The following is a 12,983-nucleotide window of genomic DNA, read 5'->3' as shown; positions in this document are numbered from 1 at the left end:
TTGCAATTAAACGTACATGAATTTACAGGTATGTTCGCTTGCTTGATCAGCATTTAAATCATTTCAAAAGCCGAAGCTTTTGTTGACCGATGCCATTCACACAAGCGCCCACACGAATTGTCTGATATGTTTTTAAAGAACATTGATTAGAACCGGAAGGTTTTAATCGGCTGAATCAGCGGTTGGCGCCGATCAGCGAGATCGCTCATCTTACCGTGGCGCCGTTCGTTGTCAAGCGATCATTTCAAGGAAGAGAAATAAAATACTTGAAAACATCGCTGAACATCCTACCCAGAAGATAGAAACCTCGTTCAGCGAGGTGTGCATATCTGCACTCACCAAGACATCTGCCAACAACTGCAATATACTGCTCTTGCAATGACAACTTGGCTGCCGGTCGGTACATCTCAGCCCCGATCGATGTACATAGATTACTCCTGCAACCGCTTTACTGAAAAGATCGGATTACACCTATCTTTGTGCGAGAGATACCTTAGAGGCTTTGCTACGCAAGGCCTTGGGGGAATATAGAAAGCCCCACTGATAATTAACGATGATTAGTCAGCCTTTATAAAAGGGGGCATAATCGCTGCCCACTTCTTCCTTCGTAAGATCAGTACTTATATATGTCTATCGAAAACACTCTGCAAGAACGCAGTGGTTCCAAATGCGAGCTCTGCTCTTCCAACGAAGACCTTTCTATATATGTTGTACCAGAGTCACCTGACTCTTCTGCTGAAAGTCATCTCTTGCTTTGCACAACTTGTGTTGATCAGATTGATCAGCCCAATAACATCAATGCAAATCACTGGCGCTGTCTGAATGACAGTATGTGGAGCCAGGTGCCTGCTGTTCAGGTCATGGCATGGCGTATGCTCAATCAGCTTTCATCAGAGCCCTGGGCTCAGGATCTGCTGGATATGATGTATCTGGAAGAAGAGGTAAAAGAGTGGGCAGAGGCAGGACTTTCTAATGATGATGATTCTGCCCCTACATTGGATAGCAACGGTACTCGCCTTGAAGCTGGCGATACGGTCACTCTGATTAAAGATCTTGATGTTAAAGGTGCGGGTTTTACAGCCAAGCGGGGAACCACCGTCAAAAATATATCCCTGACCAGCAACCCTGAACATATAGAAGGTCGGGTTAATGGTGTAAGGATCGTTCTGGTGAGCAAATTCCTTAAAAAAGCCTAGTAGATAATAGCTATAACCCTATCCGGGTTATACTTGGCTATCCTTAAAGCATTAATCACAAGGAATGTGGCTATGGCTGGTGGCGTCACGACAGGCGGGTATCCAACTGACTATTCATTCGGTCCAAAAAAGACTGAGGCTGATGAACTCCTTATTCGTCAGGCTTTTGCCAGAAAAGTTGAACTGCACCCCGTACAAGAAGCTTATTTAAAACTCCAACCTAAACAAGCTTTTCTGACAGACAGCCAACTCCTGGTAAAACCATTAAGGGAGCGAAGTTTAGAAAAGCAGAAAGTTGACAATCAGATACCAAGACCTGGCCGTGACAGCGACAACATTCCAGCCTCTCCTCCACCTGTCAGGCCCAAGCCAAAAGTAGATCGACGTTCGATAGACCTTGATAAGAATCCGTTCCTTAAATCTGATCACCGGGTACTGAATAAAAAAGAACCTGAAAGCCCACCTCAATCACGAAGGGGTAGCTTTCAAGCTCTTGCCAAAAAAGCCATTAATGTAGACTCAGTCCAGCGTGCCTTTTCCCGTAGAGGATCATTAAGTGAAAATGTGCTGATTGGTTTTAATAAAGTTTCTAACTATGAAAACCAGGGCATTCCTCCTGACTACTTGAAACAAACCCAGGCAGTAGCAGATCGAGAAAATGTCGTCATCGCCATCAGGCCGGTAGAGATGATCTGTCGAACTCTGATTGAGGAAGGTTTTCAATCAAAGCCTCTATCCATTAAAGGAAAGAGTTCCAATTGGGGGCCTATGGCAGGCCTGATTCCTGTTGACCAGCATTTCAGTAAACTATCAGGAAAGCCTGATAAGGTTGCAGATTCCAATGAGGTGAATCGCAAGGCTATTGAAGTTGATAAAGTCGCAGTACCTGAGCACCTTCATATATCCCAAAAGCGACTCAGAGAGCTGGAGTCAATGGGCATACTTGAGAACCTGACGCCAATACACCCCACCCCAGGCTACACAGAAGCTCTTACTTTCACATCAGCTCCTCGTAATGGCGCCGGTCCAGCAGAACCCTTTGAAGCTCATCTCAGAGAAGATGGTCAATGGGATATTTTCTCAGGCACAGGTGTGAGCAAACAAAAGCTAATGGTCTTACCTTATACCGCTGATTTTGACCTTCTATTTGTCCACTCCCGATATGAAGATGTCGACCTCGGTCAGCAGGATCGTTATGGCGAACTCGACCCGGTTCTCGGTATATATTCCAAAAGAAAACTGGAAGTCATTCACGCTCTCAACCTTGAATATGGTCGTGAAGACAATCCTATGGTGCATCACGGTACTGACAACAAGAACCCCTATACCGATATGAAAGCCAACCTGCCCACAACGGTTTTCATTCCAGAATCGATGCTCAACAAAATGGGTATCTACTCTGATACCCCTGTTCTGGTCAGGACTGAAGATGAATTATCCAGACTCTACAGAACCATGCGTGACAATGGCATCAAGATTGAAATGAATAATTTATGGGATGAGTTCAAGGATGTGGCTCTCGAACCCATCAGAGATAAAGTGAAGAGTTTAGAAAAGTCTGAAGGGAGAAAAGGTCAAAATGGATAGAATGGGACCCAAGGATGAAAAAGCCATAGGCTTTCAAAAAAGCTCTCCCCCTCCACGACGCAAGAAGTCAGACAAGGTGCAAGGAAGAACTCTGGAGGCTATTCAAGAAGATGTCGATCTTAAAGTCGGTCAGGAGCAAACTACAACGCCTTCAAGCTCAAGAAACCCGTCACCTAAAACCAGAAGAGCTAAAAAAGTAGAGACCAGGCAGTTTCTTAATCCTGAGAAAGGTCGCATTCTACTGCGACATCGGAATCTGGCTGAAGTCATCGCGTTGCTAACCCCCATTCCACTTCCAGAGAAAGGCTATGTTGAACCAGAAGTCATTGATGATCGAAGAGAGGCCATGTTCAAAGTACTTTCCATGGCTTCTGGCATTCAGCTTCTTCAACAGAAAGGGAAGAGCAGTAAAGTTAAAAGTACACAACTGATTTCGAAAGCTGAAACCCAGAATCTGGTGGCAAAACTCTTCGATAAACGTACTGATGCAAAGGAGATGAAAAAAAGTCTGAATTTGCACGAAGTACCAGATCAATTATTCAAAGAAATCAGCCAAGGTCTTGCGTACTGCGACAGTCCTGAAATGCTTTCAATACTGATCGCCTCTTCAGTGCTCTTACTTAAAAAGGAATTACCACCGACTGATGCTAACCACGAAGTCCTGGCTTATATCTTTCTCTACCTATGTGTCATCACTGGTCAAAATCCAGTAACGATTGACGTATCGGAAGCATTAGATGATGAAGCTTTTATGAAAAGCGTCATACCCCGAATTTTCAATCGCGATCAGGAGCCGCCTAAAGACGCTCGCCCCAAGCTGTCGCCCCACCTTAATGAAGCAAAAGATCGGTTAACTACAAAAAAAGCAGACTTGAGTGGCACCATGCCTTTATCCGAAGCAGATTTCTGGTTAACAGACGAGAATATTGAAGGTGATCCGTCAGACTGGGATTAAGACCTTTAAAGTGAAGTCTGCTGGTAAATAGCTTTTCATCAGACATAAAAAAACCCGGAACAAACCGGGTTTTTTTATAAGACGCAAGTTGCTTATTTACCAAGCTTCTTACGAATCGCCTGCAGAGTTCGCAGCTGGGCAGCGGCTTCAGCCAACTGAGTTGCTGCACGGGAGTAATCAAACTCACCGCTCTGATTTGTCAGCTCCTGTTCAGCCAGTTTCTTGGCTTCTTCAGCAGCTAACTCATCCATATCATCTGCACGCAGAGCCGTGTCAGCCAGTACCTTAACCTGGTTAGGCTGCACTTCCAGGAATCCACCCGAGATGTAGAACACCTCTTCTTCACCACCCTGGGTGATCAGGCGGATTGGACCTGGGTTCAGATCGGTCAGCAGAGGCGCGTGGCCAGGGGCAATACCCAGGTCACCCAGAGAACCGGTAGCAATAACCATCTCTACCAGCCCGGAGAAGATCTCCTCCTCGGCGCTAACGATGTCACAGTGAACCGTGATCGCCATTTGTGTCACCTCCTGTTATGTCCATGCACGGACGGTACGCTAGAAATGCAGGAGCAATTTCTAGCGTGAGGAGACGCTCTTCCTTATAGAAAGGTTGAGCGCCCCAGGCATTACATGGACTTGGCTTTCTCGATAGCTTCGTCGATTCCGCCGACCATGTAGAACGCCTGCTCAGGCAGGTTGTCATACTCACCAGCCAGGATGCCCTTGAAGGCACTGATGGTGTCTTTCAGGGAAACGTATTTACCTGGAGAACCGGTGAATACTTCCGCTACGAAGAATGGCTGAGACAGGAAACGCTCAATCTTACGAGCACGGGTTACTGTCTGCTTGTCAGTTTCAGACAGTTCATCCATACCCAGAATGGCGATGATGTCTTTCAGTTCCTTGTAACGCTGCAGTACAGTCTGTACGCCACGAGCAACATCATAGTGATCCTGACCAATAACCAGAGGATCCAGCTGACGGGAAGTAGAGTCCAGAGGATCGATCGCTGGGTAGATACCCTTGGAAGCGATGTCACGGCTCAGTACTACTGTCGCATCAAGGTGCGAGAAAGTGGTCGCTGGAGACGGGTCAGTCAAGTCATCCGCTGGTACGTATACCGCCTGGATAGAAGTGATAGAACCTTTCTTGGTGGAAGTAATACGCTCCTGCAGTACACCCATCTCTTCCGCCAGAGTTGGCTGGTAACCTACCGCAGAAGGCATACGACCCAGCAGAGCTGATACTTCAGTTCCCGCCAGGGTGTAACGGTAGATGTTGTCGATGAACAGCAGTACGTCACGACCTTCGTCACGGAACTTCTCAGCCATGGTCAGACCGGTCAGAGCTACACGCAGACGGTTTCCTGGTGGCTCATTCATCTGACCGTAAACCAGAGATACTTTGTCGATTACGTTGGAATCGGTCATCTCGTGGTAGAAGTCGTTACCTTCACGAGTACGCTCACCTACACCGGCGAAAACCGAGAAACCGGAGTGCTCGATCGCGATGTTACGGATCAGCTCCATCATGTTTACGGTTTTACCTACACCGGCACCACCGAACAGACCGACCTTACCACCTTTCGCGAAGGGGCAAACCAGATCGATTACCTTGATGCCGGTTTCCAACAGTTCGTTCGAAGCGGACTGTTCAGCATAGGAAGGTGGTTTACGGTGGATGGACGCACGCTCTTCTTCACCGATTGGACCCTTCTCATCGATAGGGTTACCCAGTACGTCCATGATACGACCCAGAGTCTTGGTACCTACTGGTACCTGAATGGGTTCGTTGGTATTGCTAACTGTCAGACCACGGGATACACCTTCGGTGGAACCCATGGCGATGGTACGAACGATACCGTCACCCAGCTGCTGCTGAACTTCCAGTACCAGTTCTTTGCCTTCGACGTTCAGAGCGTCGTAGACTTTGGGAACACTTTCCCTTGGGAATTCGACGTCAACGACGGCGCCGATGATTTGTAAGATACGACCGCTACTCATAGCCTTTCCTCTACCCTTTAATCTTTTATACAGCCGCTGCGCCACTGACGATTTCGGACAGTTCCTGTGTGATTGCAGCCTGACGGGCCTTGTTGTATACCAACTGAAGCTCATCGATCAGGTTGCCGGCGTTATCGGTTGCGTTCTTCATCGCAATCATTCGCGCGGCCTGCTCACAGGCGTTGTTTTCAACTACTGCCTGGAATACCTGGGATTCGATATACCTGACTAACAGGCCATCGAGCAACTCTTTGGCATCAGGTTCGTAAATGTAGTCCCAGGGTCTTTTCAGTGACTCATCTTCATCGGGGACCAGAGGCAACAACTGCAATACCTCGGGAGACTGGGTCATGGTGTTGACGAAGCGGTTGTGAACAACGTACAGGCGGTCAATTTCACCGTTTTCGTACTTGTCCAGCATCACCTTTACACCACCGATCAGATCAGCAATGTTGGGTGAGTCACCAATATGGGTTGTGGCTGCCACGACGTTCCCGCCGTAACTACGGAAAAATCCAACTGCCTTGCTGCCGATCAGGCAAAGATCTATCTCAGCACCCTGATCTTTCCATTGAGTCATACTCTCAATGGTTTTCTTGAACAGGTTGATGTTCAGACCTCCACAGAGGCCTCGATCCGTGGAAACGATGATAAAACCGACACGCTTCACCTCACGTTCTGTCATGAAGGTGTGCTTGTACTCGGCATTGGCGTGAGCTACATGCCCTACGACCTGACGGATACGTTCAGCATAAGGGCGGCTGGTTTCTCTCCGCTCCTGAGCTTTACGCATCTTACTCGCCGCCACCATTTCCATGGCGCTGGTGATCTTCTGCGTACCTTTGATGGACGATATCTGCGTCCGGATCTCTTTTGCGCCTGCCATTGTGTTTCCTCAGCTACCGTTGACGGCTACCGAGGCAGGCAGCCGTCAACCATGAGCCTGTTACCAGGACTGGGTGGCCTTGAACTTCTCAATGGCCCCTTTGATACCCTCTTCAATTTCACCGTTGTAATCTCCAGATTCATTGATGCGAGCCATCAGCTCACTGAATTCAGAGTTCACAAAGCTCAACAGAGCAGCTTCAAAGTCCAGGATCTTGTTCAGCTCAACGTCTTCCAGGTAGCCTTTTTCAGCGGCATAGATGACAACACCCATGTCGGCAACAGACATTGGCGCGTACTGCTTCTGTTTCATCAGTTCAGTAACACGCTGACCGTGCTCAAGCTGCTTACGGGTAGCTTCATCCAGGTCAGAAGCAAACTGGGCAAACGCCTGCAGTTCACGATACTGAGCCAGCGCCAGACGGATACCACCGCCAAGCTTTTTGATGATCTTGGTCTGAGCAGCACCACCTACACGGGATACAGAGATACCGGCGTTCATCGCAGGACGGATACCGGCGTTGAACAGGTCTGTTTCCAGGAAGATCTGACCGTCAGTAATAGAGATTACGTTGGTCGGTACGAATGCAGATACGTCACCTGCCTGGGTTTCGATGATAGGCAGAGCGGTCAGGGAACCTGTCTGGCCTTTCACTTCACCGTTAGTGAGGTTTTCAATGTGCTCAGCGTTAACTCGAGCAGCACGCTCCAGCAGACGGGAGTGCAAGTAGAAAACGTCACCCGGGTAAGCTTCACGACCCGGTGGACGACGCAGCAGCAGGGAAATCTGACGATAGGCCCAGGCTTGCTTGGTCAAGTCATCGTATACGATCAGGGCGTCTTCACCCAGATCACGGAAGAATTCACCCATGGTGCAACCGGCGAAAGGAGCCAGGAACTGCATGGAAGCAGGATCAGAAGCACCCGCAGCCACAACAATGGTGTGTTCCATAGCGCCGTGTTCTTCCAGCTTGCGTACTACGTTGGCAATAGAAGATTGCTTCTGGCCAATCGCTACGTACACACACTTGATGCCGGTGCCTTTCTGGTTGATGATCGCGTCGATGGCCAGAGCGGTCTTACCGGTCTGACGGTCACCGATGATCAGCTCACGCTGACCACGACCAACAGGAACCATGGCGTCAACGGACTTGTAACCTGTTTGAATCGGCTCATCAACAGACTGACGAGCAATAACGCCGGGCGCTACTTTTTCGATTGGAGCGGTTTCGGTAGCTTCAACAGGACCTTTGCCATCGATTGGGTTACCCAATGCGTCGACAACACGTCCCAGCAACTGCCTGCCTACAGGTACTTCAAGAATTCGTCCGGTGCACTGAACAGTCTGGCCTTCGGCCAGCTGACTGTAATCACCTAATACAACGGCGCCGACGGAGTCTTGCTCCAGGTTCAACGCCATACCGTATACACCGCCGGGGAATTTAATCATTTCCCCGTACATAACGTCTGCAAGACCGTGTATACGAACAATACCGTCAGTTACACTGACGATGGAGCCCTCATTGCGGGCTTCACTGGACACATCAAGTTGCTCTATACGGCTCTTGATAATGTCACTGACCTCGGAAGGATTCAGTTGCATAGCTTACCTGCCAAACCTTGTAACTATGAAATCATCGCATCGGCAAGCTTAGTCAAGCGTGAGCGGACACTACCGTCGATAACGAGGTCTCCAGCTTTCACGATGACGCCGCCGATCAGGTAGTTATCTACCTGTGTATGCATTCGTACTGAGCGACCAAGACGTTTTTCAACCTTCTCCGCGATCTTGTCCTGCTGTTCATCGGACAGCGGGAAAGCGGAAGTAACGACTACATCCTGATAACTCTGATCTTGTGCCTTCATCTGCTCGAAGATCGCGTCGATCTGGGGAAGCAGAAAAATGCGTTTTTTATTCGTTAGGATCCGAATGTAATTCTCGACTTCAACCGTAAGGCTGCCTTCGCACAGTTTGATAAAGGCGTCTGCCTTCATGTCCCCAGTGGTGGACGGGTCTTTAAGCATCCTGCCCACAGCCTCACGCCTGGAAACGCTCGCACATAAAGTTAGCATCTGAGACCATTCACACAATTGGTCATGCTCTTTTGCTATCTTGAAGGCGGCCTTGGCATAGGGACGGGCACATGTGGTTAATTCCATGATCTATCCCCTATTAGAGTTCCGCAACCAGGTCATCAACCAGACGGCTGTTAGCAGACTCATCCAGGTTCTCACCCAGAATACGCTCAGCACCCGCTACAGCCAGAGCTGCAACCTGGGTACGCAGAACTTCGCGAGCTCTGTTGGTTTCCTGCTCAATGTCAGCCTGTGCAGCGACTTTGATGCGATCAGCCTCTTCACGAGCCTGCTCTTTGGCTTCATCAACGATCTGTGCAGAACGCTTATTAGCCAGCTCAATGATTTCCTGAGCCTTTTCACGAGCTTCACGCAGTTCTTCGCGGACTTTTTCCTGAGCCAGTTCAAGCTCTTTCTGACCACGAGCTGCAGCGTCCAGTCCGTCAGCGATTTGTTTCTTACGGTCATTAAGGGCCTGCATGATGGGTGGCCATACATACTTCATGCAGAACCAGACAAAGACAGCGAAAGCGATTGTCTGACCAATGATAGTTGCATTGATATTCATGCGAACTCCAAATGCTCCAGTTGTTTTGTTTCAAACCCGACAGTACAGTCTTGTGCGACTATGAAATATCAGTGCGACTACTGGACCGGGTTTTGCTTCGGCTTTTGTTCCGACTCTGGTTACTTATAAAGCGTTACTCAATAAGTAACCGGCCGTACTGCAACACCTAGCCGGGCACTAAACTGCAGCTTTTACTGCACCAGGGCTACGAATGGGTTAGCGAAGGTGAAGAACAGGGCAATACCCACACCGATCATGGTTACAGCGTCAAGCAGACCAGCAACGATGAACATTTTAACCTGCAGCATTGGAACCATTTCAGGCTGACGAGCAGCACCTTCCAGGAACTTTCCGCCCAGCAGACCAAAACCAATAGCAGTACCCAGTGCACCGAAGCCAATCAGTAGAGCTACTGCAACTGCGGTCAGACCAACTACCAGATCCATATTTCCTCCCGACCTATGTCGATTTTTTAGATAAAATCAGTAAGTTTTGCTTTGATCCGGGTTGCAGTTTTTCAATCAGACTTGGCTGCAACCCAAATTTTTTGAACTCTTTTTTGAACAGTTACCCACTCAGTGCAAGTAACTGCTCATGACCTCGCGGCCATTCATTCGATCAGTGATCTTCGTGAGCCAGACTCAGGTAAACAATGGTCAGCATCATGAAGATGAATGCCTGCAGTGTCACTACCAGAATGTGGAATACAGCCCAACCGAAGTGCAATGGCAACTGAGCATAGCCCACCAGAGCAATCAGGATGAAGATAAGCTCACCTGCATACATGTTACCGAAGAGACGCAGAGCCAGAGAGATAGGCTTGGCGATCAGGGTAACGAACTCCAGCAGGAAGTTGATCGGAATCAGCAGAGCCTGAATAGCTTTATTCGGGCTGTTGAACGGATGCAGTGTTAACTCACCGAGGAATCCGCCAATACCTTTCACTTTGATGGAGTAGAAGATGATCAGCATGAAGACAGACAGAGACAGACCCAGTGTAATGTTAGGATCCGTACTTGGTACAATCTTCATGTATGGAATGCCTACTGCTGTAGCCAGACCTGGAATCCAGTCTACTGGAATCAAGTCCATCAGGTTCATGAAGAAAACCCAACAGAAGATAGTCAGAGCCAGAGGTGCGATCAGATTGTTCTTGCCATGGAAGGTGTCTTTCACACTGCCATCAACAAACTCAACAACCATTTCGACCAGGTTTTGCATACCGCCCGGAACGCCTGTAGATGCGCGTCTGGCAACCATGCGGAAAATAGTGACAAACACTACACCCAGCAGAACAGACCAGAACAAACTGTCTACATGAAACGCCCAGAAGCCCATCTCTTTAGCTTCAGCAGCGGTTTTAGCAAAGGTCCAGGTGTCTTCCGACAGAACACCCAGTTCTTTACCGTAATTATCGACACGTTCAAAACCTGCTGGCAGCTTACCGTATGTAAGATTCTGCAGGTGGTGACCTATGTACTCAGATGCAGTAGTCGCCATGAATTTTCCCGTACACCATCATCATTGTATAAATCTGTCGTCAGTAAACTGGCGTCAACTCTTTATGAGCAAGGGGGTCAGCCAGTTTACCGCCTGAATCAAAGCAAAAGCACCGAATAACGCCAAAGGCTCAATTGACGGTACCAGTGTAAAAATCAGAATGAACGCAAGGACAGTTAAAACAAACTTCCCAGCTTCACCCTGGTAAAAAGACCTGGCTATTTTCTGTGCTGCACTGGCTCCCCGATAACGAAACGCTCTCCAGACCAGAAAAGCATTGGGGATACTGCATGCCAAACCACCTGACAGAGCGGATATAGCGTAAAACTTACCCAAAGGTAACAAAAGCAGCGACAAACATACTGTAGCCAACAGCTGGGCAACGACAACACGATGCATTCGTGGCTGTTGCAAATGTGGGTACTTTTCCCCAACACCAGTTTTGAACATCACTTCACTTTTGCTTTTCCACGCCTTTACTACAGACATAGATTCCTGTGCCTGGCCTGACAACCAAGTCAGGCCTGAGTAAGTCTTAATCCGCCCCCTCAGAAACTAGCAGGGGTTTCAGCCTTTGCGGTGTGTGAAGACGGTGAAACATCAGATGACAAAACTTCACACGACTGAAAATCTTAGAACTTTTTTCACCCCTCCGGCGCGCGCAAGTATACTAGTGACATGCACCTACGTTCAACTAATATCTTAAGGGGTAGCGCTTATACGACTGCGGAATACGAACATCCCGCGACTCTCAAACAATTACACTTAATAGTTAACTGATTAAAAGCTTGTCTTCCCAGCCCAAAATGAATTCTGAGACTTTCTTGATCACTCCGCTTCGGTACTTTTTCCTGTTTAGTAACAGATAAAAATGACGATTCAGTGCCAGGTCTTTTATCTGGATCGTAGATACCAGACCCGCTTTCTTGGCTCGCCATATCGCCAGGTTAGAAATGCAACCAATTCCCAGCCCTTCCATCACTGCCTGCTTGACTGCCTCGGCCCGGTTCAAACTCATAATGACATTGGGAGTGCACAAACGTGTCGCCACTACTTCATCAAAAAGCTCTCGAGTCCCTGAACCTGACTCTCTCAATACCCACTCTTCATCTTTGAGTGCATCAAGATCGACAGTCTTTCCAGCCATTGGGTGATCTGGGTGACAAATGATTACAAGTTCATCTTCACGCCAGGGAATCACTTCAATATCCGGGTGCAGGCAACTGCCTTCGACAACCGCCATGTCAATTTCCATGGCTAGCAATCTCTGCTGGATACTCCTTGTATTATCAACAGCCAGCTCAGCCCTGATATGAGGGAACTCCCTGAAGAAGTCTCCCAAAATACGGGGCATAAGGTTGTTTCCGATGGTAGAACTCGCATGAATCTTGAGAGTCCCCTGCTCGTAACAACTGTCCTCGATAAACTGAGTTTCTATTTCATGAGCCCGATCAATCAGCTCTGCGGCCATTGGCAGTAATGCTCGTCCAGAGTCGTTCAAGGTCATGGAGGCGCCAGCATGTCGGTCAAACAATGGACCCAAATGCTTTTCAAGCTCTGACAGAGCCATACTGGCAGCAGGCTGAGAAATAAAAAGAGACTCTGCTGCGGCTGTGACTCTGCCGGACTGGGCGACCGCCTTGAATATCTCAAGCTGTCTCAATGTGATATGCATTTACTGCTCCGCTATCAATTGCCAACTCGAAAGATACGATACGACCTTGGGGTGGCATAGATTAAGGGCGATTGAAACCAATCTCAAGAGACATAAAAGACTCTTATATCTCTTGCATAAATTATTGATTTTTAATTAATAAGATAACTACTCATACTTCGCCCATCTTGTTTAAGCGCAAACGATTTAGGAGTCCGTATGAGCGAGCAAAGCATCAAGAGCTGGGTGGAACTGAAAAAAATGACACCCGCCTTTAAAGAAGTACTTCGCTATAAGCACATTATAAAGAAGAGCACCTCATCCCTCGACAGTCTTGAGACTTTCTGCAAAGAAGCCGACAAGGTTTTAAAGTAAAACAGTATTCCCCTGGATTAGCCTATTTTAAACAGCCCATAACTCTCGCTTATAAGTGTCTGTAGATTTATTGATTATTCAGGGAGCAAATTCGCTTCTTATAATGAGCTCACCATCACCAGACCAGTGAAACAAACGACTATAAGAGCCTTTCAAATCCGTACAGAGAGGTTCAAATAGTT

Annotated in this window: 14 protein-coding genes; 4 read left to right on the top strand and 10 right to left on the bottom strand. The window is 48.1% G+C overall.

Going from position 1 to position 12,983, the window contains the following annotated elements:
- Positions 1 to 626 precede the first annotated feature (626 nt).
- From WG89_RS02430 to WG89_RS02420, 3 genes are all read left to right on the top strand, one after another.
- Positions 627 to 1,196, top strand: coding sequence for a PhnA domain-containing protein (locus tag WG89_RS02430; RefSeq protein ID WP_062260765.1), 570 nt, complete (start codon positions 627 to 629; stop codon positions 1,194 to 1,196).
- A gap of 72 nt (positions 1,197 to 1,268) precedes the next feature.
- Positions 1,269 to 2,783, top strand: a complete 1,515-nt coding sequence (locus tag WG89_RS02425) for an anthrax toxin-like adenylyl cyclase domain-containing protein (protein ID WP_062260763.1) — start codon at positions 1,269 to 1,271, stop codon at positions 2,781 to 2,783.
- Positions 2,776 to 3,738, top strand: coding sequence for a hypothetical protein (locus tag WG89_RS02420; protein ID WP_153301381.1), 963 nt, complete (start codon positions 2,776 to 2,778; stop codon positions 3,736 to 3,738). Before WG89_RS02425 ends, WG89_RS02420 begins: the two co-directional genes overlap by 8 nt.
- Positions 3,739 to 3,830: 92 nt before the next feature.
- Here WG89_RS02420 and WG89_RS02415 read toward each other — a convergent pair whose 3' ends face one another.
- The 10 genes from WG89_RS02415 to WG89_RS02370 all read right to left on the bottom strand — a co-directional run bounded on the left by WG89_RS02415 (position 3,831) and on the right by WG89_RS02370 (position 12,447).
- Positions 3,831 to 4,256, bottom strand: coding sequence for a F0F1 ATP synthase subunit epsilon (locus WG89_RS02415; protein ID WP_062260759.1), 426 nt, complete (start codon positions 4,254 to 4,256; stop codon positions 3,831 to 3,833).
- Positions 4,257 to 4,366: 110 nt separating this feature from the next.
- Positions 4,367 to 5,743: a F0F1 ATP synthase subunit beta gene (gene atpD, locus WG89_RS02410; protein ID WP_062260758.1), complete on the bottom strand. Its 1,377-nt coding sequence runs from the start codon at positions 5,741 to 5,743 to the stop codon at positions 4,367 to 4,369.
- Between the two features lie 25 nt (positions 5,744 to 5,768).
- A complete protein-coding gene (gene atpG, locus WG89_RS02405) occupies positions 5,769 to 6,629 on the bottom strand; it encodes a F0F1 ATP synthase subunit gamma (protein WP_062260755.1) in 861 nt (286 codons plus the stop codon).
- 60 nt (positions 6,630 to 6,689) lie between these two features.
- Positions 6,690 to 8,231 carry a F0F1 ATP synthase subunit alpha gene (atpA, locus tag WG89_RS02400; RefSeq protein ID WP_062260753.1) on the bottom strand — a complete coding sequence of 514 codons (1,542 nt, stop codon included), beginning with the start codon at positions 8,229 to 8,231 and terminating at the stop codon, positions 6,690 to 6,692.
- Positions 8,232 to 8,254: 23 nt separating this feature from the next.
- Positions 8,255 to 8,788, bottom strand: a complete 534-nt coding sequence (locus WG89_RS02395) for a F0F1 ATP synthase subunit delta (protein WP_216638419.1) — start codon at positions 8,786 to 8,788, stop codon at positions 8,255 to 8,257.
- Between the two features lie 13 nt (positions 8,789 to 8,801).
- The gene (locus WG89_RS02390) at positions 8,802 to 9,272 is read right to left on the bottom strand and encodes a F0F1 ATP synthase subunit B (protein ID WP_062260750.1); all 471 of its coding nucleotides are present in this window, start codon (positions 9,270 to 9,272) and stop codon (positions 8,802 to 8,804) included.
- A 191-nt stretch (positions 9,273 to 9,463) separates the two neighbouring features.
- The gene (atpE, locus tag WG89_RS02385) at positions 9,464 to 9,718 is read right to left on the bottom strand and encodes a F0F1 ATP synthase subunit C (protein WP_034840208.1); all 255 of its coding nucleotides are present in this window, start codon (positions 9,716 to 9,718) and stop codon (positions 9,464 to 9,466) included.
- A gap of 172 nt (positions 9,719 to 9,890) precedes the next feature.
- A complete protein-coding gene (gene atpB, locus WG89_RS02380; RefSeq protein WP_062260748.1) occupies positions 9,891 to 10,772 on the bottom strand; it encodes a F0F1 ATP synthase subunit A in 882 nt (293 codons plus the stop codon).
- Between the two features lie 54 nt (positions 10,773 to 10,826).
- The gene (locus tag WG89_RS02375; RefSeq protein ID WP_062260746.1) at positions 10,827 to 11,261 is read right to left on the bottom strand and encodes an ATP synthase subunit I; all 435 of its coding nucleotides are present in this window, start codon (positions 11,259 to 11,261) and stop codon (positions 10,827 to 10,829) included.
- Between the two features lie 283 nt (positions 11,262 to 11,544).
- A complete protein-coding gene (locus WG89_RS02370; RefSeq protein ID WP_062260744.1) occupies positions 11,545 to 12,447 on the bottom strand; it encodes a LysR substrate-binding domain-containing protein in 903 nt (300 codons plus the stop codon).
- A 198-nt stretch (positions 12,448 to 12,645) separates the two neighbouring features.
- Here WG89_RS02370 and WG89_RS30120 point away from each other — a divergent pair, with 198 nt between their 5' ends.
- A complete protein-coding gene (locus tag WG89_RS30120; RefSeq protein WP_153301380.1) occupies positions 12,646 to 12,801 on the top strand; it encodes a hypothetical protein in 156 nt (51 codons plus the stop codon).
- Positions 12,802 to 12,983: the final 182 nt, after the last annotated feature.

It is taken from the genome of Endozoicomonas arenosclerae (assembly GCF_001562015.1).
Taxonomy (GTDB): domain Bacteria; phylum Pseudomonadota; class Gammaproteobacteria; order Pseudomonadales; family Endozoicomonadaceae; genus Endozoicomonas_A; species Endozoicomonas_A arenosclerae.
Note: the sequence above shows the minus strand (reverse complement) of the source record. Positions and strands in the feature narration are given on the sequence as shown.

Bases quoted from the DNA above. Each gene is read 5' to 3' on its own strand.
- WG89_RS02430 (WP_062260765.1), top strand. From the start codon at position 627: ATGTCTATCGAAAACACTCTGCAAGAACGCAGTGGTTCCAAATGCGAG.
- WG89_RS02425 (WP_062260763.1), top strand. From the start codon at position 1,269: ATGGCTGGTGGCGTCACGACAGGCGGGTATCCAACTGACTATTCATTC.
- WG89_RS02420 (WP_153301381.1), top strand. From the start codon at position 2,776: ATGGATAGAATGGGACCCAAGGATGAAAAAGCCATAGGCTTTCAAAAA.
- WG89_RS02415 (WP_062260759.1), bottom strand. From the start codon at position 4,256: ATGGCGATCACGGTTCACTGTGACATCGTTAGCGCCGAGGAGGAGATC.
- atpD (WP_062260758.1), bottom strand. From the start codon at position 5,743: ATGAGTAGCGGTCGTATCTTACAAATCATCGGCGCCGTCGTTGACGTC.
- atpG (WP_062260755.1), bottom strand. From the start codon at position 6,629: ATGGCAGGCGCAAAAGAGATCCGGACGCAGATATCGTCCATCAAAGGT.
- atpA (WP_062260753.1), bottom strand. From the start codon at position 8,231: ATGCAACTGAATCCTTCCGAGGTCAGTGACATTATCAAGAGCCGTATA.
- WG89_RS02395 (WP_216638419.1), bottom strand. From the start codon at position 8,788: ATGGAATTAACCACATGTGCCCGTCCCTATGCCAAGGCCGCCTTCAAG.
- WG89_RS02390 (WP_062260750.1), bottom strand. From the start codon at position 9,272: ATGAATATCAATGCAACTATCATTGGTCAGACAATCGCTTTCGCTGTC.
- atpE (WP_034840208.1), bottom strand. From the start codon at position 9,718: ATGGATCTGGTAGTTGGTCTGACCGCAGTTGCAGTAGCTCTACTGATT.
- atpB (WP_062260748.1), bottom strand. From the start codon at position 10,772: ATGGCGACTACTGCATCTGAGTACATAGGTCACCACCTGCAGAATCTT.
- WG89_RS02375 (WP_062260746.1), bottom strand. From the start codon at position 11,261: ATGTCTGTAGTAAAGGCGTGGAAAAGCAAAAGTGAAGTGATGTTCAAA.
- WG89_RS02370 (WP_062260744.1), bottom strand. From the start codon at position 12,447: ATGCATATCACATTGAGACAGCTTGAGATATTCAAGGCGGTCGCCCAG.
- WG89_RS30120 (WP_153301380.1), top strand. From the start codon at position 12,646: ATGAGCGAGCAAAGCATCAAGAGCTGGGTGGAACTGAAAAAAATGACA.